Here is an 18,268-nt window from a genome sequence, read left to right as displayed (position 1 = left end):
GGCGCATGATGCCACGTGGATCGCGAAGGTGCTGGCAGCACCCTGCCCCCGTGCCTGGCTCAGGCGGGGTCGGCCTGCAGTGCCTGGATGCGGCGCTGGTACCAGTCGCCGCCGAGCGGGTCGAACACCGCCGAGCGCTCCATCTGCGCCTCGTACACGTGCACCGAGATCGCCAACGCGTCATCGCTGGCGTTGCGCAGGGTGTGGTACTCGTGCGGCGGGATCAGGCTGCCGGCACTGCCGCAGCCCCCGCGCAGCGCGGCGTGGCGGTGGAAACGCCAGCGCTCGCCGGCGCGCTCCAGCAACTCGTAACGGGTGATCTCCAGCTCGCCCAACCACACTCCCTCCACACACCACATGGCATCGTGGTCGTGCAGCGGCGTGCCCTGCCCTGGGCCCCAGCTCATGGCAATCACGCTGTAGCCGTGTTCGCGGCTGTGGTACAGCGGACGTCGCGCGTAATGATCACTGACCGGCCGATGCACGCATTCGGGCAATTCGATGCGGCTGTCGGTTATGGCTTCCTGCAGCGCCAGCTGCAGGTCGGCGGTGATGCGCCCGGCATCACCGGAGGTCATCGCCGCGTCGACCGCGGCGATCAACCGGTCGCGGCCACGGAACGGCGGAAACGGAGAGGTCTGCAGGTCCATGCACCTGACTGTAGCGGAGCATGGTTAAGGGAATGTTGGCGTTCGCGTGCGTCGCGTCCGCATTCAGGGTGAACACGCGCGGAAGAACGGTTCAGATGCAGAGGCAGTAGAGCGATCACAATGGAACCTCGCGCAGCAGAACGTGTCGAACACGACACGTTTCAGATCCGCTGCGACATTCCGCAACTTCGCGCCCGACGGGCGCAAGGCTAGAATTCTCCGACTTACCTGGTTCTATACATGTCAGTGCGAAATATTAGCGATGCCGCGTTGCCGGCATCGAAGGGCAAGGCAGCCACGATCAACGACATCGCACGACTGTCGGGAGTTTCCAAGAAAACGGTTTCAAGAATCATCAACAACTCGCCGCTGGTGCGCAAAGACACCCGCGACAAGGTCGAGGCGTTGATGCGCGAGGTCGGTTACGTGCCCGACCCCCTGGCGCGCGGACTCGCGTTCCGCCGCTCCTTCCTGATCGGCCTGGTGTACGACGACCCCGGCGCCCAATGCATTGTCGACCTGCAGCACGGCGCGCTGGAAGCGCTGCGCGGCACCGGCTATGAGCTGGTGGTGCACCCGTGCAACAGCCAGGATGCGGACTGTGCGGACGGCGTGCGCCGCTTCGTGCAGCAGCAGAAGCTGCATGGCGTGATCCTTGGCCCGCGCGCCTCCGAGTCGGTGGCGCTGGCGCAGATGCTGGACGCGATCGACTGCCGCTACATCCGCATCAATGCGCATGCATCGGAGGAAGACGTGCAGGCGGTGGTCACCCACGATCGCGACGGTGCCGCTGCGGCTGCGGGCTACCTGCTCTCGCTGGGCCATCGCGATATCGCGGTGATTGCGGGTCCGGGGGATCGCCGTAGCGCACGCGAGCGTACCCATGGCTTCCTCGATCGGCTGGCCCAGGTCGGCTTGACCCTGCCGGGTGAACGCGTGCTGGAAGCGGGCGATACGTTCGAGTCGGGCGTGCATGCCGCCGAGCGGCTGCTGATGGGCGGACAACGCCCCAGTGCGATCTTCGCCGGTAACGATGAAATGGCCGCTGGCGTCTACCAGGTGGCATTGCGCGCGGGCATCGCGGTGCCGCAGCAGTTGTCGATCGTCAGCTACGACGACAGCCCGCTGGCGTCGCGGCTGTGGCCGCCGCTGACGTCGGTGCGCCGCCACGTCTCCGACATCGGCCGCATGGCTGCCGCGATGCTGGTGCAGACCGACGTACCGGAGGCGCCGACTGCGGCCAGCGTGCATCCGCAGCTGATGGTGCGCGGTTCCTGCCGGGCCGTGGACGGCTGAGTGCCCTGCCCTCGCCTGCGCCGTGGCAACGGTGCAGGCCGGTGGAAACGAGAACGGCGCACCAGGGTGCGCCGTTCCAGTGCGAAGCGGTGTGCGTTGCGCGCTTACACGTCGCCGCCGTCGGCCCAGCCTTCGCCCGTGCCGGCCTGGAATACGCGGTCATCGCCCTGCACTTCACCGGCCGGAAGATGCGCCTGGTCGGCCAGTGCCGCGTAGATCGGGGTGAAGTCGGGTGACGTCGCCTGCATCAGCTGTTCGAAGCTGTCGATGACGAAGTAGGTCTTCTGGAAGGTATCGATGCGGTACCTGGTGCGCATGATCCGCTGCAGGTCGAAGCCGATGCGGTTGGGCGCGGCCGATTCCAGCGAGTACAGCGATTCGCCCTTCGACGACACGATGCCCGCGCCGTAGATGCGCAGGCCGTCGGGCGTATCGATCAGGCCGAACTCCACCGTGTACCAGTACAGGCGGGTCAGGTTCTGCAGCGCATCCGGGCCGATCGCGTGGGCTTTGACGCCGCCACGGCCGTACGCCTCCATGTAGTCGGCGAACACCGGGTTCATCAGCAGCGGCACGTGGCCAAACAGATCGTGGAACAGGTCAGGTTCGGCGATGTAGTCGATCTGGTCCGGGCGACGGATCCACCAGGTCACCGGGAAACGGCGGTTGGCCAGGTGGTCGAAGAAATCCAGTTCCGGCAGCAGGCCTTCAACGCCGACCAGGGTCCAGCCGGTGGCGGCGCCGAGCACTTCGTTGAGCTGGTCGAAGCGCGGAATCATGTGCGCGTTCATGCCCATCTCGTCCTGTGCATCCAGGAACTCCTGGCAGGCACGGCCGACCAGCAGCTCGCGCTGGCGCTGGTACAGCGTGCTCCAGGTGGCGTGGTCGTCGGCGCTGTAGGTGTCCCACGGCTGCTCGACGAGCGCGGTGGTATACACCGGCACGTAGCCCTTGTCGGTCTGCTGGTGTTCGACGCGGCGGGGCTGGGCGAGGTCCATGGGGCACTCCTTGACGGGATACCCACGATGCTAGGGCAGGGGGCGCGCAACAGGGTTGCAAAAGTTGCGTCGATTGGCCTTGTTGGCGCAATATCCTTGCGTACTCACCATGTTGCGGGGCAACAATGGCCGGAGAAGTCCAGTTCGATCGCACGGATATACGCCTGCTGGCTGAAATCCAGCGGGATGGGCGCGCCACCAACGCCGAGCTGGCGACACGGGTGAACCTCTCACCCTCGGCCTGCCTGCGCCGCCTGCAGCGGTTGGAAAGCGAGGGCGTGATCGTCGGCTATGGCGCGCGGCTGGAGCCACGGCAGCTGCGCCTCGGCCTGCAGGCCTTCGTGCGCGTGCAGCTGGAAAAGCACGACCAGGCCGCCATCGGCCACTTCGTGGACAGCGTGCAGGGCTGGGATGAGGTGGTGGCCTGCCATGCGCTGACCGGCGACATGGACTATCTGCTGCACGTCTACGTGCGCGACCTGGAGCATTTCTCGCACTTCCTGCTGGACCGGCTGCTCAACGCCGGTGGCGTGGCCGATGCCAATTCCAGCTTCGTGCTGCGCACGGTGAAAGGCTTCCAGGCGTTGCCGTTGTCGCAGCTGGAGCCCTGAGCGGCCACCAGGCGTGCCCGGTGGCCTGGCATCAACGGATCAGCACTTGTCCTTGCGGCCCATCAGCTTGCCCAGGCGCGAAGCTTCCTCGCACTTCGGTGCGGCCACCGGCGCCGGTGCTGCTGCTGCGGCGCGCGCGCGCTGCAACTGCTGGATCTTCGCGCGGATCTGCGGCATGGCCGCCATCGCGGCCTTTTCACCTTCCAGGATCGCGGTGCCACGCTGGCTGAAATCGGCGGCGCCGATGTCCAGCACCTTCGGGCGGATGACGATGTCGGCGCGCGCCAGTTCCTGCTCGCCCAGGCGCTGGCCCATGATCGAGATGGACTGGTTGACGATGCCCAGCATGTCCGTCGGTGCCTTGCCGCTGGCCTTGCTGGAGATGTCCACGGCGATCACGAAGTCGGCGCCGAGCTGGCGCGCGGCATCCACCGGCACCGGGCTGACCACGCCGCCGTCGATGTAGTTGCGGCCACCGATCTTCACCGGTTCGAACACACCGGGAATGCTGCTCGACGCGCGCACCGCCTGGCCGACGTTGCCGCGCACGAAGATCGAGCGCTCGCCGGTTTCCAGCTGCGTGGCGACGGCGGCGAACGGCTTTTTCAGGCGCTCGGCGGGACGGTTGGCAACCTGCTCGTTGACGTAGTCCTGCAGCTTCTGGCCCTGCACCAGGCCACCGGAGAACAGGCGCACGTCGCGGATGCTGGCTTCGTCCAGCGCGACCGCCTTGCTCTGCATCTGGAAGGCGTCCATGCCGCTGGCATACAGCGCACCGACCACGCTGCCGGCGCTGGTGCCGGAAACCACGGCCGGCTCGAAGCCGTTGGCTTCCAGCATCTTGATCACGCCGATGTGGGCGAAGCCCTTGGCTGCGCCACCACCGAGAGCGATGCCGATCTTGATCGGCTTGGCCTGCGGCACCACGGTCGGCGCCGGCGGCGGCGTGGGACGGACCGGGTCGCCACCGCAGCCGGCCAGCAGGCCGATCAGGGCGACGGACAGCAGCATGCGGGGGCGGAACAGGCTCATCGGCAGTGCGCTCGCGGCGCCGGATTCAGGAAAGGGCGCCAGCATACCGAAGCTGTGGCGGGGCGGGCAGGGTGGGGGAGATCCCTATTCATAAAGGTAGTGCCGGCCGCTGGCCGGCAACCATTGGGAAACTGGCAACGGTCCACGGGGTTGCCGGCCAGCGGCCGGCACTACCGGAGGCGGTCAGAACCGGTTGTCGCCGTCCAGCATCCGGCCCAGGCCGCCCAGCACCGAGCCTTCGCCGCGGCTCTGGCCGCCGCCCTGCGGTGCGGCCATCCACATGCGGCCGGCCAGGCGCGAGAACGGCAGCGACTGCAGCCAGACCTTGCCCGGGCCGGTCAGCGTGGCCAGGAACACGCCTTCGCCGCCGAACAGCATGCTCTTGATGCCGGCCACCCGGCGCACGTCCATGTCCACGCTGGAGTGGTAGGCCACCACGCAGCCGGTATCCACGTCCAGGCGTTCACCCGCGGCCAGCTCGCGCTCGATCACGCAGCCGCCGGCATGGATGAAGACCCAGCCGTCGCCTTCCAGCTTCTGCATGATGAAGCCCTCGCCGCCGAACAGGCCGGTCATGATCTTGCGCTGGAACTGCACGCCGATCTGCACGCCACGTGCGCCGGCCAGGAAGCTGTCCTTCTGGCAGATCAGGCGGCCACCGTGCTGGTCCAGGCGCATCGCCAGCACCGTGCCGGGGTAGGGCGCGGCGAAGGCGACCTTGCCCTTGCCGTGGCCGGTCTGGGTGTAGACGGTGGCGAACAGGCTCTCGCCGGTCAGCACACGGCGGCCGGCGGCCATCACCTTGTCCATCAGGCCGCCGCTGCTGGCGGCGCCGCTGCCGAACACGGTGTCCATCTGCACCGTGGCGTCCTTGAACATCAACGCGCCTGCCTCGGCCACCGCACTTTCGCCGGGGTCGAGCTCGATCTCCACGAACTGCATTTCATGGCCGACGATGCGGAATTCGATATCGTCGGCACGATTGCCGGCGGTGTTGGAAGGTACCGGCGGCGGGGTTGGCTGGCCCGCACCCGGCGCACGCAGCTCGGCCACCTCGGCGGTCGGCGTCCAGCCCGCCATGCCCTGGCACCAGGCCAGCGCGCGCGGGTTGGCCTGCGCATAGCGGCGCGCGGCCTCGTCATCGAGGGGGCCGACGCGGTCGGCCTGGGCGGAGGCATGGAAGTACCACTGGGTCATTGCGGTGGCTCCGCGGCGCTGGAAAACCCCGAGTCTAGCGAGCGCACCGGGGGCAGGGCGACGGGGCCATGAACGGCCGGCATTTGCGGGGCAGGTGCTGTATTGCAACAATTATCTGGTAGCGCCGTTTTACCACCCCTCCAAACACAGCCTACCGCCATGTCCCCGACCCGCACTTCCCGTGGCCGATTTCCGGTCGCGCGCCCCCTCGTTGCCGCTCTTTCCGCCCTGCTGCCGCTGGTAGCAGCCGCCCAGGAAACCCCCGCTGCCAAGGATCCGGTTGCCCTCGACACCCTGCAGGTGACCGCGCAGCGCCGCGTCGAGAACGCCAAGGACGTGCCGGTCGCGGTCAGCGCGATCCAGGGCGAGAAGCTGGATGTGCTCGGCTCGGCCGGCGATGACATCCGCTTCCTGGCCGCACGCGTGCCCAGCCTCAACATCGAGTCGTCCTACGGCCGTGCCTTCCCGCGCTTCTACATCCGCGGCCTGGGCAACACCGACTTCGATCTCAATGCATCGCAGCCGGTGTCGCTGGTGTACGACGACGTGGTGCAGGAGAGCCCGCTGCTGAAGGGCTTCCCGCTGTTCGACCTGGCCAACGTGGAAGTGCTGCGTGGCCCGCAGGGCACGCTGTTCGGCCGCAACACGCCGGCTGGCGTGGTCAAGTTTGATTCGGCGCGTCCGTCGCAGGATGCCGATGGTTACATCCGCGTCGGCTACGGCAGCTACAACAGCTGGAACGTGCAGGGCGCCTACGGCGGCCCGCTGACCGACCGCTGGTCGGCACGCGTCTCGGCGATCTACCAGCGCCGCGATGACTGGGTCGACAACACCCGTGTCGGCGCCCCCAACAGCGGCTTCGAAGGCTACGACGAAGCCGCCGGCCGCGTGCAGTTCCTGTACGAAGGCGACGACTTCGAAGCGCTGTTCAACCTGCACAAGCGCAAGCTCAACGGCACCGCCCGCCTGTTCCGCGCCAACATCATCGAGAAGGGTGGCAACTCGCTGGTCGAGAACTTCGACCGCGACAAGGTGGCCAACGACGGCGTCAACTTCTCCGACCTGAAGACCTGGGGCGGCAGCGCGCGCCTGCAGTGGAACCTCGGCTCGGTGACGCTGCACTCGATCACCGGCTACGAAACCGCCGAATCGCTCAACCGCGGTGACATCGACGGTGGCTACGGTGCGGCGTTCCTCGGCGCCGGCAACTACGGCCCGGGCTTCATCCCGTTCTCGTCGGAGTCGGCTGACGGCCTGCCGCACCATCGCCAGTGGACGCAGGAATTCCGCATCGAGTCCAACGAGTGGGGCCGCTTCGACTGGCAGGCCGGCGTCTTCTACTTCGATGAAGACGTGACCATCAACAACTTCAACTACGACTCGCTGGCCCCGGGCAATCCGCAGACCGGCCACGTGGTGCAGAACCAGCGCAACAAGGCCTGGGCGGTGTTCGCCTCGGGTGACTTCGATGTCACCGACCGCTTCAAGCTGCGTGCCGGCGTGCGCTACACCCAGGACAAGAAGGACTTCAGCGCCAGCGTGCTGCAGGCCGTTCCGTTCGGCACCCCGGTCAGTGGCCCGTACCTGGCCAACACCGACGTCAACGACGTCAGCTGGGATCTGAGCGGCGTCTACAAGCTGACCGACGACATCAACGCCTATGCCCGCGTGGCCAAGGGCTTCCGCGCGCCGTCGATCCAGGGCCGCCTGGCCTTCGCGCCGGGCCTGTCGCAGGCCGATTCGGAGAAGGTGATCTCGTACGAAGCCGGCATCAAGGCTGATCTGTTCGAGCGCCGCGCGCGCCTGGGCCTGAGCGTGTTCCGCTACAACGTCGATGGCCAGCAGTTGATCGCAGTGGGCGGCACCAACAACACCGCCACCCTGCTCAACGCCGACAAGACCATCGGCCAGGGCGTCGAGCTGGACCTGGAGGCCTACCTGGCCGACAACGTCCTGCTGACCTTCGGCAGCAGCTACAACGACACCGAGATCAAGGACAAGAACCTGGCGGTGGCGATCTGTGGCGGTGGCTGCACCATCACCGACCCGACCACGGTGATCAACGGCCAGACCTATGCGCTGGTGAACGGCAACCCGCTGCCGCAGGCGCCGAAGTGGATCCACAACGCGACCCTGCGCGTGGGCTTCCCGCTCAGCGATGGCAGCGAGCTGTACGCCTACACTGACTGGGCCTACCGCAGCGCGGTGAACTTCTTCATCTATGAGTCGCCGGAATTCCGCGGCCGTAGTTCGCTGGAAGGCGGCCTGCGCCTGGGCTACAACTGGGATTACGGCCAGTACGACGTGGCGGTGTTCGGCCGCAACCTGACCAACCAGACCCGCGTGGTCGGCGCGATCGACTTCAACAACCTGACCGGCTTCCTCAACGAGCCGCGTACCTGGGGCGTGGAATTCACCGCGAAGTTCTGATGCGGTTGCTGCGTTGATGCAATGAAGAAGGGCCGGCGCAATGCCGGCCCTTCTGCTTTACACCCATCGTTGCCGAATGGGGTCAGAGCCCTTTCCAGCGGAAAGGGATCCGACCCCGATGGCATCGGCATTCCGCGCTGGGGTCAGATCCCTTTCCGAAGGGAAGGGCTCTGACCCCGGATCGCCGCTTACAGCGCGCTCTGCGGGCGGATCTTCAGCACAGCATTCTCGGCCGCGCAGTCGCGGCTGGAGTGCAGGCCGGCCTTGCGCGCGGCAGCGATTTCCCTGCGTGCGGCCAGCAGGTCCTTGTTGAACGCGGCGTTGTCGTGCAGGCGGGCCACGGCGGCGGCGCCCATGAAGCGGCCTTCAAGGATGTCGCTCTGCCAGTGCACGTTGCACACCAGGCGGCTTTCTCCGTAGTTGCGGCCGCGGGCCTGGATGGCATCGGCGCGGTCCGGCGCGATCTCCGACAGGATCAGTGCCCAGGCCCAGCCGATCGAGGTGTGGCCGGACGGGTAGGAACCGTTCTTGCGCAGGCCTTCCTCGTCCTTCGGCGAGCAGGTCGGCTCACCGTTGACCATGAACGGGCGCGGGCGCTGGTAGTGGTTCTTGGCCGCCTTGGTGGCGGCGCTGGCATCGATCCGGCTGCGCTCGAGCAGTCGGTACAGCGCCGGGCTCTTCACCGCATCGACGTCGATGTCGGCGGCGCAGGAGAAGTGGTTGGCGCCTTCGGGGAAGCCGAGTTCGGCATCGACGCCGGCCTGGGCGAAGCGCGGGCTGCCACGCAGCGCGCGGGCTTCACGGCTGACCTGTTCGTCCAGGGCGAGGGCGGCCGAACCGGCGACCGGTGGTGCCGGCACCAGGTCGAGGCTGGCCGGTACCGCGCTCTTGTCGAGATAGCCCACCGCCTTGGTGGTGATGTTGGCTTCGACAGCGGTCGGCTTGGCGGCGGTGGCGGCGCAACCGGCCAGGGCCGCGACGACGGCGAGGCCGAGCAGCGGGCGGGCAGGGTGGGAAATCAGCGACATGGGCAGGCTCCGGGCAGAAAACATCGCGCCATGATCGCAGCCCCCATACGACACCGCAGTGGCCATCGGTCATACGGCCAGACCCGGCATGGTCATCGGAGCGGTATGAAAAACGTCATCGACTGTCGTCAGTCTCCTGAATCCGGGCGCAGCGCACGGACTTTCACACGGCTGCGCCATGAGCATCGGCACAACGGTGATCGACAGGCCGTCCAGTTCCAGCCGGGTCGGGGGGATCCGCTGACAGAGGGAGAGAAGCGATGCGCAGCACCGCAACAGGAAGTACCGTCCTGGCCCTGCTCCTCGGGCTGGCAACCGCCCAAGCGCAGGCCGCCGACGTGGTTGGCGTGGCCTTCGTGCATGGCACCGGCGCGCAGACCAATGCCACCCAGGACTACTGGCAGCCGGCGATCATCGACACCGTGCGCCAGGGCCTGCCGAACAGCAGCAACTACGTCGTCATCAACTGTGACTTCACCCAGTACATGTGGAAGCCGGAAGCCGCCGGCTGCCTGGCCAACCAGTTGACCAGCTTCATCGACAGCCGTGGCATCACCCAGCTGGTGGTGATCACCCACTCCAACGGCGGCAACGTGATGCGCTGGATCCTGTCCAACCCGACCTACGACAGCCGCTATCCGAAGATCATCCGCACGGTGCGCAAGGTCAACGCACTGGCACCGTCTTCGGCGGGCACGCCGTTGGCCGATGCGGTGCTCAACGGCAACACCTTCGAAACCTCGCTGGGCTGGCTGCTGGGTTACAAGAACGACGCCGTGCGCCAGCAGCAGGTGGCGAGCATGGCCACCTACAACGCGCAGAACCTGTACGGCACCGCAGGTCGCCCGGCGCTGCCCAAACCGTTCCGCGCCGTGGTCGGCAGCGACGTGGAATCGGCGGTGTGGGACAGCAACAGCTACTGCGGTGGCTACGCCGCCAATGTCGGCCTGGAGTTCACCCAGAACTGGCTGTCGTCCTGCTCCGATGGCTTCCTGGAGTGCAGCAGCCAGAAGGCCGCCGGCACCACCTGGTTCACCGACAAGCAGCGCACCAAGGATGCCGAGCCGCTCAGCCACAACCAGAGCCGCCGCGAGTGCTTCGGCCTCGGCACGATCCTGCGCACCGACCTGGCCCAGTGAGGAAGACGACCATGACGAACCATTCCACTCTGCTGGCCAGTGCGGTGCTGGCCGTGCTGTCCCTGTCCACGGCGCAGGCCGCGCAGCCGCTGCAGGCCGCCCGTGCAGGCGATCAGGTGCCTGCCGCATTGGTGGCCGCGCCGCTGCCGGCTGATGAAAGCGAACACGCACCGTTGTCGTTTGCCTGGGCGCTGGACCCGGCACAGCCGCTGCAGGCGGCCACGCCGTATGCCTCGGTCAGCCGCAGCTACTGGCAGCAGGTCGATGGCACGCAGCTGCAGCGCGGCCTGGACCTGCCGCTGACGGCGCCCGATGCGGTGATCCAGCTGAGCCCGGCCGCAGGTGCCCGCGCAGTGCCGGCCAACACCCTGCAGGTGCGCGATCCGGCTGGCCGCAGCAGCGTGGCGCGTAGCGTCGATGCGCGCGCGCTGCAGGATGCCGGCATGCCGGTGGGGGATGGCAGCAGCATGCTGCGCACCGGCGCGACCAGTGCGGCCGGTGCGTACACCCTGCAGAGCACGCAGGCGCAGGGCCGCTATGTGGTGCAGGTGCTGGAGCCGAACAGCCCGCTGCGGCTGGAAGTGCAGGCCAACCAGGCGCAGGTGCTGGCCGGTGGCAACGTGCAGCTGCAGGCACGCCTGCTGGAAGACGGCGCCACCACCGCGCAGCTGGCATCGCGTCGTGGCGGCCTGGGCGGTGAAGCCCTGCTGGTCGCGCCGGATGGCCGCAGCTGGCCGCAGCGCCTGCTGCGCACCACCGATGGCAGCCTGCGCGCGCAGGTACGGATCCCGGCCGATGTCGGCACTGTGCAGGGCCTATGGGAACTGCAGGTGTTCGCCCAGGCCGATGGCGTGCTGCGCGATGGCAAGGTGGCCTTCGCGGTGGCACGGCCGACCGCGCGCTTCAGCGGCCAGGCGGCACCGGACCCGGCCAGCCGCCAGGTGGCGCTGCCGCTGCAGGTAGCAGCGGCCGGACGCTATGAGGCGCGGGGCACGCTGTATGCCACGGCCCGCGATGGCCAGTTGAAGCCGGTCGCGCAGGCACATGCGGCCGCGTGGTTCGATGGCCCGGGCGCAGGCCAGCTGGTGCTGCCGTTCGACCAGGCTGCGTTGCCGGTCGGCTTCGGTGCGCCGTATGAGCTGCGCGACCTGCAGCTTCAGGACCAGAGCCGGATGGCGCCGATCGAGTCGCGTGCGCTGGCGCTGAAGTTCTGAGCGAGGGTGCAGTGGGCCGGGATATCCGGCCCGCTGCACTGCGCATGTCGATCACCCCGCATACGCGGTCAGCCGGCCTTCCTGCTCGATCACCGTGATCGCGCCGTCGAACACCGCCGACAGCGGTTCGTTGCGCAGCAGCTCGGCGCGGGTGCCGTCGGCCAGTACGCGGCCATCGCGCAGCAGCACCACCCGCTCGATCTCGGGAATGATCTCTTCAATGTGGTGGGTCACCAGCACCAGGGTGATGCCCTGCTGCGCCAGCACCCGCATGGTCGCCACCAGCTGCTCGCGGGCGACCAGGTCCAGCCCGGTGGAGGGTTCGTCCAGCAGCAGTGCCTGCGGCCGATTGACCAGCGCGCGCGCGATCAGCACGCGGCGCGTTTCGCCGGCCGACAGCTCGGCATAGGCGCGCTCGCGAAGGGACAGGGCGCCGGTCATCGCCAGTGTTTCGCCGACGCGCGTGCGCATGTCGGCGGTCACTTCGCGGAAGGCCGGCACCACGTAGCTGGCGAAGAAGCCGGACAGCACCGCCTGTTCCACGGTCAGCCCGGGCATGTCGGCCAGGTTGCTGCTGAGGTCGCCGGTGACGATGCCCAGCTGTGAGCGCAGCCGGTCCACCTGCCAGCGGTTCTGGCCCAGTACCTTCACCGCCACCGTGCCGTCGCCCTGGGCCAGCGGGTACAGCTCGCGGGTGATCAGCTTGATGAAGGTGGACTTGCCGCAGCCGTTGGGGCCTAGCAGGGCGGTGTGCTGGCCCTGCGCGATGCGCAGGCTGAGCCCGTGCAGCACCTTCACCTGGCCGCGCACCACGGTGGCGCGGTCCAGTTCGATCAAGGGGGGCAGCTCCGCGACGGGCGGGGCGGCGGTCATGGCGCTGGCGCGTGGATCAAGGCTCGACAACTCAGGTCCCCAACTGTGAACGGTGCCACGGATGGCGATGGGATTCATCGCCGCAGGGATGCAGTTTGCAACGCAAGCGCCCATCATGTCTGCCATCCCCGCGTCGATCCGGAGAGCTGCCATGCCTGATGCCCTGATGTCCCTGTTGACCGGTGGTGTGCTCGGCCTGGGCTGGTGGGCCATGCTGGTGGTGTTGCTGGTCTTCACCCAGATCACCATCTTCTCGGTGACCCTGTACCTGCACCGCAGCCAGGCCCATCGCGGGGTCGATTTCCACCCGGCGCTGGCCCATGTGTTCCGCTTCTGGCTGTGGCTGACCACCTCGATGATCACCCGCGAGTGGGTGGCCATCCATCGCAAGCACCACGCCAAGGTGGAGACCGAGGACGACCCGCACAGCCCGGTTACCCGCGGCATCGGCAAGGTGTTCTGGCACGGCGTGGAGCTGTACCGGGAAGCGCGCGGCATGCGCGCGGACATCGAGCAGTACGGGCGCGGCACCCCGGACGATGCGATCGAGCGCCACCTGTATACCCCGCACGCGACGCTGGGGCCGGTGCTGCTGCTGGTGATCAACAGCGTGCTGTTCGGTCTGCCCGGCGTGGCCCTGTGGGCGATCCAGATGGCGTGGATCCCGTTCTGGGCTGCGGGCGTGGTCAATGGCCTGGGCCACTGGTGGGGCTACCGCAACTATGAGTCGGCCGATACCTCCACCAACCTCACGCCGTGGGGGGTCTGGATCGGTGGCGAGGAGCTGCACAACAACCATCATGCCTTCCCCAGTTCGGCGCGCTTCGCGATGCGGCGCTGGGAGTTCGACATCGGCTGGAGTGCGATCCGCCTGCTGCAGGCGCTGCGCCTGGCCAGGGTGCTGCGGGTGGCGCCGGCCATGGACGTGCGCCCGAACATCGCCGTGCCCGACGCCGAGACCCTGAAGGCGCTGCTGTCGCACCGCTTCCAGGCGATGACCGATTACCAGCGCAATGTGTTCATGCCGGCCCTGCGCGAGGAAGCCGTACAGGCTGGGGCCAAGCTGCGCCGCCTGCTGCCGCGCCGGCTGCGCCGCGGCCTGGTCAACGATGGCCGCTGGCTGAAGCCGGACAGTCGTGCCCAGCTCAGCGAATGGGTGGCGCAGCGCCCGCGCATCCGCACCCTGGTCGAGTACCGCGCGCGGCTGGCGGCGCTGCTGGAAGCCCGCGGCCACGATGCCGCCGAGCGCCTGCATCAGCTGCAGGCGTGGTGCCGCGAGGCCGAGGAAAGCGGTATCGCGGCGTTGCAGGCCTACGCCGCACGCTTGAAGGGCTACAGCCTGGTGGGCGCGTGAGGGCAGGGTACGGGCTTCTGCTGGCGGCGTTGCTGCCGGGCGCGGCGCTGGCCCAGGTCACCGATACCGCCAGCTATCTGCAGCGGATGGACAGCGATGGCGACGGCAGGGTCAGCGAGGCCGAGTACGTGCAGTGGATGCTGTATGCCTTCGACCGCATGGACCGCAATGGTGACGGTGTGCTGACGGCCGAGGAGCTGCCCGGTGGCAAGGGCAGGGTGATCAGCCGCGAGCAGCAGCGGCAGGTGATCGTGCAGCGCTTCCACAAGCAGGATGCCAACGGTGATGGCTTCCTGGATGCGCGCGAACTGGCAGCGCCTCCGCGCTAAAGATTCCCGGCGTGCTGCCGATGGTGGGTTCGACGCGATCCCGGGAACCGGTCGATCCGCACGGGTAAGGCGAGCTGGCATGTCGACCGCGATGGATCGCGGTAGGGGGAAGGACATGGAAGGGAGTGCTGTGCCATTGCGATGATCGATGCCGAACGGAATCGCCTGCACTGGCCCGACACGACCCAAGGATCCCCCATGAAATCGAACCCACCGCTTCTGGCGGCCGCGCTGCTCGGCAGCCTCGTCATCGCCTCGCCTGTGCTGGCCAATGAGCCGCCCCCAACCACCCCGTCCGACACGGCGACGGCTGCAGACGTTCCCGCAGCTGATGCCGGTGCTGTCGCCGTCGTGGAAGACACGGCGGCGGCCACCGTGGCGGAGGTGCCTGCCTGGCAAGGCCGGGTGCCGTTGAGCGTCAAGCTGCAGATGGGCGCAGATGGCCAGCCGGTCGGCGACAAGACGCTGCGCCTGGTGCAGCGTTCCACCACCGGCAAGCTGGTGGCCGCGCAGGTTGCCGTGTCCTTGTTTTCCGGCACGCTCGGTGGCAGCTCGTTCAAGAAGGATCAGCTGAAGGGAACCCGGGTCGAGACTGTTCCGAACCCGGCCTTCGGTTACCTGCAGGACCAGGTGCGCCTGCGCCTGGCCGAATACTTCACCGCGCATCCGGGCGCTGTGCCGGCAGAGGTCCGGCCGGTGCAGATCACCGCCGATGGCTTCACCCTGATCTACAAGGAACTGGGCGATGCCGATACCCAGTACGAGCTGCGCCAGACCCAGCACGTCGGCTTCCCGTATACCCGCAAGCTGCTGCGCCTGGTCGGTGGCGAAGGCGTGCAGTGCCAGGTGGACGAGCCGGTGGCCGCACCCCTGGAAGCCTGGCAGGCCGACGACTACGCCTTGGTCAAGCAGACGGCCGAGCGCTACAGCGACCAGTGCCTGGCCCGGTTCGTGGAAACGCTGCCGTCGCTGTTCCCGGACCGTTCCGCCGCTGCCGCACCTGTCCCGGCGGAGCCTGCGCGCGTCGGGCAGGACGCCTGACACCCGTCGAAGCCGGGGATCATTCCCCGGCTTCGACGGCCAGGTGCCGGCGGCAGAGCAGCGATAGAATCCCTGCATGCCTGAACTGCCCGAAGTCGAAACCACCCGCCGCGGCCTGGCGCCGCACCTGCAGGGCCGCCGCGTGCACGGGGTGATCCTGCGCCGCGCCGACCTGCGCTGGCCGATCCCACCGGAAGTGGCCGAGCTGCTGCCGGGGCAGCGCATCGAGGACATCCGGCGGCGCGCCAAGTACCTGCTGCTGGACACCGCCATCGGCAGCGCGGTGCTGCACCTGGGCATGTCCGGCAGCCTGCGCGTGCTGCCCGGCGATACCCCGCTGCGTGCGCACGACCACGTCGACATCAGCCTGGACAACGGCCGCCTGCTGCGCTTCAACGACCCGCGCCGCTTCGGCAGCCTGCTGTGGCAGCCCGCCGGTGAGATTCACCCGCTGCTGCAGGGGCTGGGCCCGGAACCGCTGGACGACGCGTTCGACGGCGACTACCTGTTCGCCCGCAGCCGTGGCCGCAGCGCGCCGGTGAAGACCTTCCTGATGGACCAGGCGGTGGTGGTGGGCGTGGGCAACATCTACGCCGCCGAGAGCCTGTTCAAGGCTGGCATCAGTCCGTTGCGCGAGGCGGGAAAGATCTCGCGCGAACGCTACCAGCGGCTGGCCGACGCGGTGAAGGAGATCCTGGGCTACGCCATCACCCGCGGTGGCACCACCCTGCGCGATTTCATCAGCCCCGATGGCGCGCCGGGCTACTTCGAACAGGAACTGCTGGTGTACGGCCGTGACGGGCTGCCCTGCCCGAACTGCGGCCGTGCGCTGAAGCACGCCACCATCGGCCAGCGTGCCAGCGTCTGGTGCAGCCACTGCCAGCGCTGAGCCGGGCCGCCAGCGGCAGCTGAACGGGCAGGGCGCGTCTCCGCTGCCCGTTAACGTTTGTCTGCCTATGATGGCCGACCTTCCTCCCTGTGCCTGACGCGCCTGCATGCAACGACGCGACTTCATCCGCAATGCCTCCCTCGCCCTGGCTGCATTCGGCCTGCCGTCCCTGCCCGCGTGCGCGGCCAGCAAGAGCGGCCAGATGGGCCTGCGCCGCCTCGGCCAGCCGCAGCCGTTCGACTTCGCCACCTTGAAGGGCCAGGCGCGCGCGCTGGCGCAGGCGCCCTACAAGAGCCACAAGCGGGTGCTGCCGGGCCGCCTGGAGGGACTGGACTGGGACCAGTACCAGTCGATCGGCTACCGCCAGGACCATGCGCTGTGGGCTGACCAGCCGGGCAAGTTCCAGGCCAAGTTCTTCCACCTGGGCCTGTACTTCCATTCGCCGGTGCGCATGTTCGACGTGGTCGACGGCAAGGCGCAGGAGCTGGCCTATGACGGCGCGGCGTTCAACTACGGCAAGAGCGGCATCAAGGACGGCGAGCTGCCGGCCGACCTCGGCTTCGCCGGTTTCCGCCTGAACACCCGCAAGGACACTGACCGCGACTTTGCCGCCTTCCTCGGCGCCAGCTACTTCCGCGCGGTCGGCAAGGAAGGCCAGTACGGCCAGTCCGCGCGTGGCCTTGCGATCGACACCGGCATGGGCAAGCCGGAGGAGTTCCCGGACTTCATCGCCTACTACCTGGAACAGCCGTCGGCCGATTCGGAGACGATCGTGGTCTACGGCCTGCTGGATTCGCCCAGCGTGGCTGGCGCCTACCGCTTCGCGATCACCAATGGCGACGTGCTGTTGATGGACATCGACAGTGCGCTGTACCCGCGCAAGGCGATCGAGCGGTTGGGCATCGCCCCGTGCACCAGCATGTACCAGGTGGGCGAGAACGACCGCCGCATGGCATGGGACTGGCGCCCGGAGATCCACGATACCGATGGTCTGTCGCTGTGGACCGGTGCCGGTGAATGGATCTGGCGGCCGCTGCTGAACCCGCGCAACCTGCGCTTCAACATGTTCGTGGACCGCAACCCGCGCGGCTTCGGCCTGCTGCAGCGCGACCGCAACTTCGACCATTACCAGGACGACGGCGTGTTCTACGAGAAGCGCCCGTGCCTGTGGGTGGAGCCGAAGGGCGAATGGGGCGAGGGCTCGGTGCAGCTGGTGGAGATTCCCACCGTGGACGAGACCTTCGACAACATCGTGGCGTTCTGGAACCCGAAGGAAAAGCCGCAGCCGGGCCAGGAGCTGCTGGTCGGCTACCGCCTGTACTGGGGCGCCGAACCGCCGGCGCGGCCGCCGCTGGCGCACTGCGTGGCCAGCCGTACCGGCCTGGGCGGTGTGGTTGGCAAGAAGCGCGAGTACTTCAGCTGGCGCTTCGCGGTGGACTTCGAAGGGGGCGAGCTGGCCAGCCTGATCGACAAGGGCGAGGTCGAGGCGGTGGTGGAAGCCAGCCGTGGCCGGGTCGAGATCGTGTCGGCGCGCCCGCTGCGCGAGATCAACGGCTATCGCGCGATGTTCGACCTGGTGCCGCCGGAAGGCAGTACCGAGCAGATCGACATCCGCCTGTTCCTGCGCAGTGGTGGCAAGACGCTTACGGAGACCTGGCTGTACCAGTACACCCCGCCGCCGGCGGGCGCGCCGGAGCGCACGCTGTACTAAGTGGGTTTATCGGCAGGGCTGCGCCCTGCACCCGCAGAGGCTCCAAGCAACGGCAACAGCCGAAGCAAAAGCCGGCATTCCGTGGGTAGGCGGGGTGGGTCCGGTGGTGGGAGACGCCGTAAACCCGTCCATGGGGGCTTGGCCGCGGCATCCATGCCGCGGACACTCCCGCCACCGGACCCACCCCGCCTTCGACAGATCTCCGCGATCTGTGGGAATTGCTCTGGGGGTCAGATCCGTTTCCCGAAGGAAAACGGATCTGACCCCCGGAATTTCATTCGATATCTGACAGATGTGTCGACCAAGGTCGACACCTACCAACAGCCGTGGGGATCTGACAGAGGTGGGGCGGTGTGGGCTTGCAGGACCGTTGGCGCCATGGATGGCGCCATCGAGCCCCCAGGGATGGGTTTACGGCGTGTCCTGCAAGCCCACACCGCCCCGCCATCCCACGGGATACCAGCTTTCGCTGTTGC

16 protein-coding genes are annotated in these 18,268 nt (G+C 67.9%); 10 read left to right on the top strand and 6 right to left on the bottom strand.

The genetic code is table 11. The annotated features are described in order from the left end of the window. Nucleotides 1-59: 59 nt before the first annotated feature. Entirely contained in the window at nt 60-650 is a 591-nt protein-coding gene (locus DFO63_RS16610) for a cysteine dioxygenase family protein (protein ID WP_049446792.1), read from the bottom strand. A 240-nt stretch (nt 651-890) separates the two neighbouring features. Between DFO63_RS16610 and DFO63_RS16605 the strand changes: the two genes are divergently transcribed. Then, complete coding sequence (locus tag DFO63_RS16605; protein ID WP_049446790.1) at nt 891-1,946, top strand: LacI family DNA-binding transcriptional regulator; 1,056 nt, start codon at nt 891-893, stop codon at nt 1,944-1,946. Between the two features lie 104 nt (nt 1,947-2,050). On the opposite strand, the gene phhA is transcribed toward DFO63_RS16605, so the two are convergent. Beyond that, nucleotides 2,051-2,944, bottom strand: coding sequence for a phenylalanine 4-monooxygenase (phhA, locus tag DFO63_RS16600; protein WP_119007388.1), 894 nt, complete (start codon nt 2,942-2,944; stop codon nt 2,051-2,053). Nucleotides 2,945-3,069: 125 nt separating this feature from the next. On the opposite strand from phhA, the gene DFO63_RS16595 reads away from it, so the two are divergent. Continuing rightward, nucleotides 3,070-3,555, top strand: coding sequence for an Lrp/AsnC family transcriptional regulator (locus DFO63_RS16595; protein ID WP_049446786.1), 486 nt, complete (start codon nt 3,070-3,072; stop codon nt 3,553-3,555). A gap of 39 nt (nt 3,556-3,594) precedes the next feature. Here the strand turns inward: DFO63_RS16595 and DFO63_RS16590 are convergent, their stop codons facing one another. Continuing rightward, nucleotides 3,595-4,587, bottom strand: a complete 993-nt coding sequence (locus DFO63_RS16590) for a patatin-like phospholipase family protein (protein ID WP_014035442.1) — start codon at nt 4,585-4,587, stop codon at nt 3,595-3,597. Between the two features lie 183 nt (nt 4,588-4,770). Continuing rightward, entirely contained in the window at nt 4,771-5,784 is a 1,014-nt protein-coding gene (locus DFO63_RS16585) for a TIGR00266 family protein (RefSeq protein WP_119007387.1), read from the bottom strand. Nucleotides 5,785-5,943: 159 nt separating this feature from the next. Here DFO63_RS16585 and DFO63_RS16580 point away from each other — a divergent pair, with 159 nt between their 5' ends. Beyond that, nucleotides 5,944-8,214 (top strand): TonB-dependent receptor, encoded by a 2,271-nt coding sequence (locus DFO63_RS16580; RefSeq protein WP_049445741.1) that lies wholly within the window; start codon nt 5,944-5,946, stop codon nt 8,212-8,214. A 188-nt stretch (nt 8,215-8,402) separates the two neighbouring features. On the opposite strand, the gene DFO63_RS16575 is transcribed toward DFO63_RS16580, so the two are convergent. Beyond that, a complete protein-coding gene (locus DFO63_RS16575) occupies nt 8,403-9,242 on the bottom strand; it encodes a phosphatase PAP2 family protein (protein WP_119007386.1) in 840 nt (279 codons plus the stop codon). A gap of 260 nt (nt 9,243-9,502) precedes the next feature. Here DFO63_RS16575 and DFO63_RS16570 point away from each other — a divergent pair, with 260 nt between their 5' ends. Both DFO63_RS16570 and DFO63_RS16565 read left to right on the top strand, forming a co-directional pair. Continuing rightward, nucleotides 9,503-10,381 (top strand): hypothetical protein, encoded by an 879-nt coding sequence (locus DFO63_RS16570; RefSeq protein ID WP_014035446.1) that lies wholly within the window; start codon nt 9,503-9,505, stop codon nt 10,379-10,381. Between the two features lie 11 nt (nt 10,382-10,392). After that, complete coding sequence (locus tag DFO63_RS16565) at nt 10,393-11,595, top strand: DUF4785 domain-containing protein (protein ID WP_049445734.1); 1,203 nt, start codon at nt 10,393-10,395, stop codon at nt 11,593-11,595. A 51-nt stretch (nt 11,596-11,646) separates the two neighbouring features. Here the strand turns inward: DFO63_RS16565 and DFO63_RS16560 are convergent, their stop codons facing one another. Then, a complete protein-coding gene (locus DFO63_RS16560) occupies nt 11,647-12,468 on the bottom strand; it encodes an ATP-binding cassette domain-containing protein (RefSeq protein WP_119007385.1) in 822 nt (273 codons plus the stop codon). A gap of 151 nt (nt 12,469-12,619) precedes the next feature. Between DFO63_RS16560 and DFO63_RS16555 the strand changes: the two genes are divergently transcribed. The 5 genes from DFO63_RS16555 (at nt 12,620) to DFO63_RS16535 (ending at nt 17,792) form a co-directional block, all read left to right on the top strand. Then, the gene (locus tag DFO63_RS16555) at nt 12,620-13,822 is read left to right on the top strand and encodes a fatty acid desaturase (protein ID WP_119007384.1); all 1,203 of its coding nucleotides are present in this window, start codon (nt 12,620-12,622) and stop codon (nt 13,820-13,822) included. After that, entirely contained in the window at nt 13,819-14,151 is a 333-nt protein-coding gene (locus DFO63_RS16550) for a hypothetical protein (RefSeq protein ID WP_014035450.1), read from the top strand. Before DFO63_RS16555 ends, DFO63_RS16550 begins: the two co-directional genes overlap by 4 nt. A 198-nt stretch (nt 14,152-14,349) precedes the next feature. Beyond that, entirely contained in the window at nt 14,350-15,192 is an 843-nt protein-coding gene (locus tag DFO63_RS16545; protein ID WP_119007383.1) for a hypothetical protein, read from the top strand. Between the two features lie 76 nt (nt 15,193-15,268). After that, nucleotides 15,269-16,081 (top strand): bifunctional DNA-formamidopyrimidine glycosylase/DNA-(apurinic or apyrimidinic site) lyase, encoded by an 813-nt coding sequence (gene mutM / locus DFO63_RS16540; RefSeq protein ID WP_005421105.1) that lies wholly within the window; start codon nt 15,269-15,271, stop codon nt 16,079-16,081. A gap of 106 nt (nt 16,082-16,187) precedes the next feature. Next, nucleotides 16,188-17,792: a glucan biosynthesis protein D gene (locus DFO63_RS16535; RefSeq protein ID WP_049445726.1), complete on the top strand. Its 1,605-nt coding sequence runs from the start codon at nt 16,188-16,190 to the stop codon at nt 17,790-17,792. Nucleotides 17,793-18,268 lie beyond the last annotated feature (476 nt).

The organism is Stenotrophomonas sp. AG209 (assembly GCF_003550055.1).
In the GTDB taxonomy this organism is placed as follows: domain Bacteria; phylum Pseudomonadota; class Gammaproteobacteria; order Xanthomonadales; family Xanthomonadaceae; genus Stenotrophomonas.
Note: the sequence above shows the minus strand (reverse complement) of the source record. Positions and strands in the feature narration are given on the sequence as shown.

Excerpts from the sequence above, each read along its gene's own strand:
- DFO63_RS16610 (WP_049446792.1), bottom strand. The coding sequence starts at position 650 with ATGGACCTGCAGACCTCTCCGTTTCCGCCGTTCCGTGGCCGCGACCGG.
- DFO63_RS16605 (WP_049446790.1), top strand. The coding sequence starts at position 891 with ATGTCAGTGCGAAATATTAGCGATGCCGCGTTGCCGGCATCGAAGGGC.
- phhA (WP_119007388.1), bottom strand. The coding sequence starts at position 2,944 with ATGGACCTCGCCCAGCCCCGCCGCGTCGAACACCAGCAGACCGACAAG.
- DFO63_RS16595 (WP_049446786.1), top strand. The coding sequence starts at position 3,070 with ATGGCCGGAGAAGTCCAGTTCGATCGCACGGATATACGCCTGCTGGCT.
- DFO63_RS16590 (WP_014035442.1), bottom strand. The coding sequence starts at position 4,587 with ATGAGCCTGTTCCGCCCCCGCATGCTGCTGTCCGTCGCCCTGATCGGC.
- DFO63_RS16585 (WP_119007387.1), bottom strand. The coding sequence starts at position 5,784 with ATGACCCAGTGGTACTTCCATGCCTCCGCCCAGGCCGACCGCGTCGGC.
- DFO63_RS16580 (WP_049445741.1), top strand. The coding sequence starts at position 5,944 with ATGTCCCCGACCCGCACTTCCCGTGGCCGATTTCCGGTCGCGCGCCCC.
- DFO63_RS16575 (WP_119007386.1), bottom strand. The coding sequence starts at position 9,242 with ATGTCGCTGATTTCCCACCCTGCCCGCCCGCTGCTCGGCCTCGCCGTC.
- DFO63_RS16570 (WP_014035446.1), top strand. The coding sequence starts at position 9,503 with ATGCGCAGCACCGCAACAGGAAGTACCGTCCTGGCCCTGCTCCTCGGG.
- DFO63_RS16565 (WP_049445734.1), top strand. The coding sequence starts at position 10,393 with ATGACGAACCATTCCACTCTGCTGGCCAGTGCGGTGCTGGCCGTGCTG.
- DFO63_RS16560 (WP_119007385.1), bottom strand. The coding sequence starts at position 12,468 with ATGACCGCCGCCCCGCCCGTCGCGGAGCTGCCCCCCTTGATCGAACTG.
- DFO63_RS16555 (WP_119007384.1), top strand. The coding sequence starts at position 12,620 with ATGCCTGATGCCCTGATGTCCCTGTTGACCGGTGGTGTGCTCGGCCTG.
- DFO63_RS16545 (WP_119007383.1), top strand. The coding sequence starts at position 14,350 with ATGAAATCGAACCCACCGCTTCTGGCGGCCGCGCTGCTCGGCAGCCTC.
- mutM (WP_005421105.1), top strand. The coding sequence starts at position 15,269 with ATGCCTGAACTGCCCGAAGTCGAAACCACCCGCCGCGGCCTGGCGCCG.
- DFO63_RS16535 (WP_049445726.1), top strand. The coding sequence starts at position 16,188 with ATGCAACGACGCGACTTCATCCGCAATGCCTCCCTCGCCCTGGCTGCA.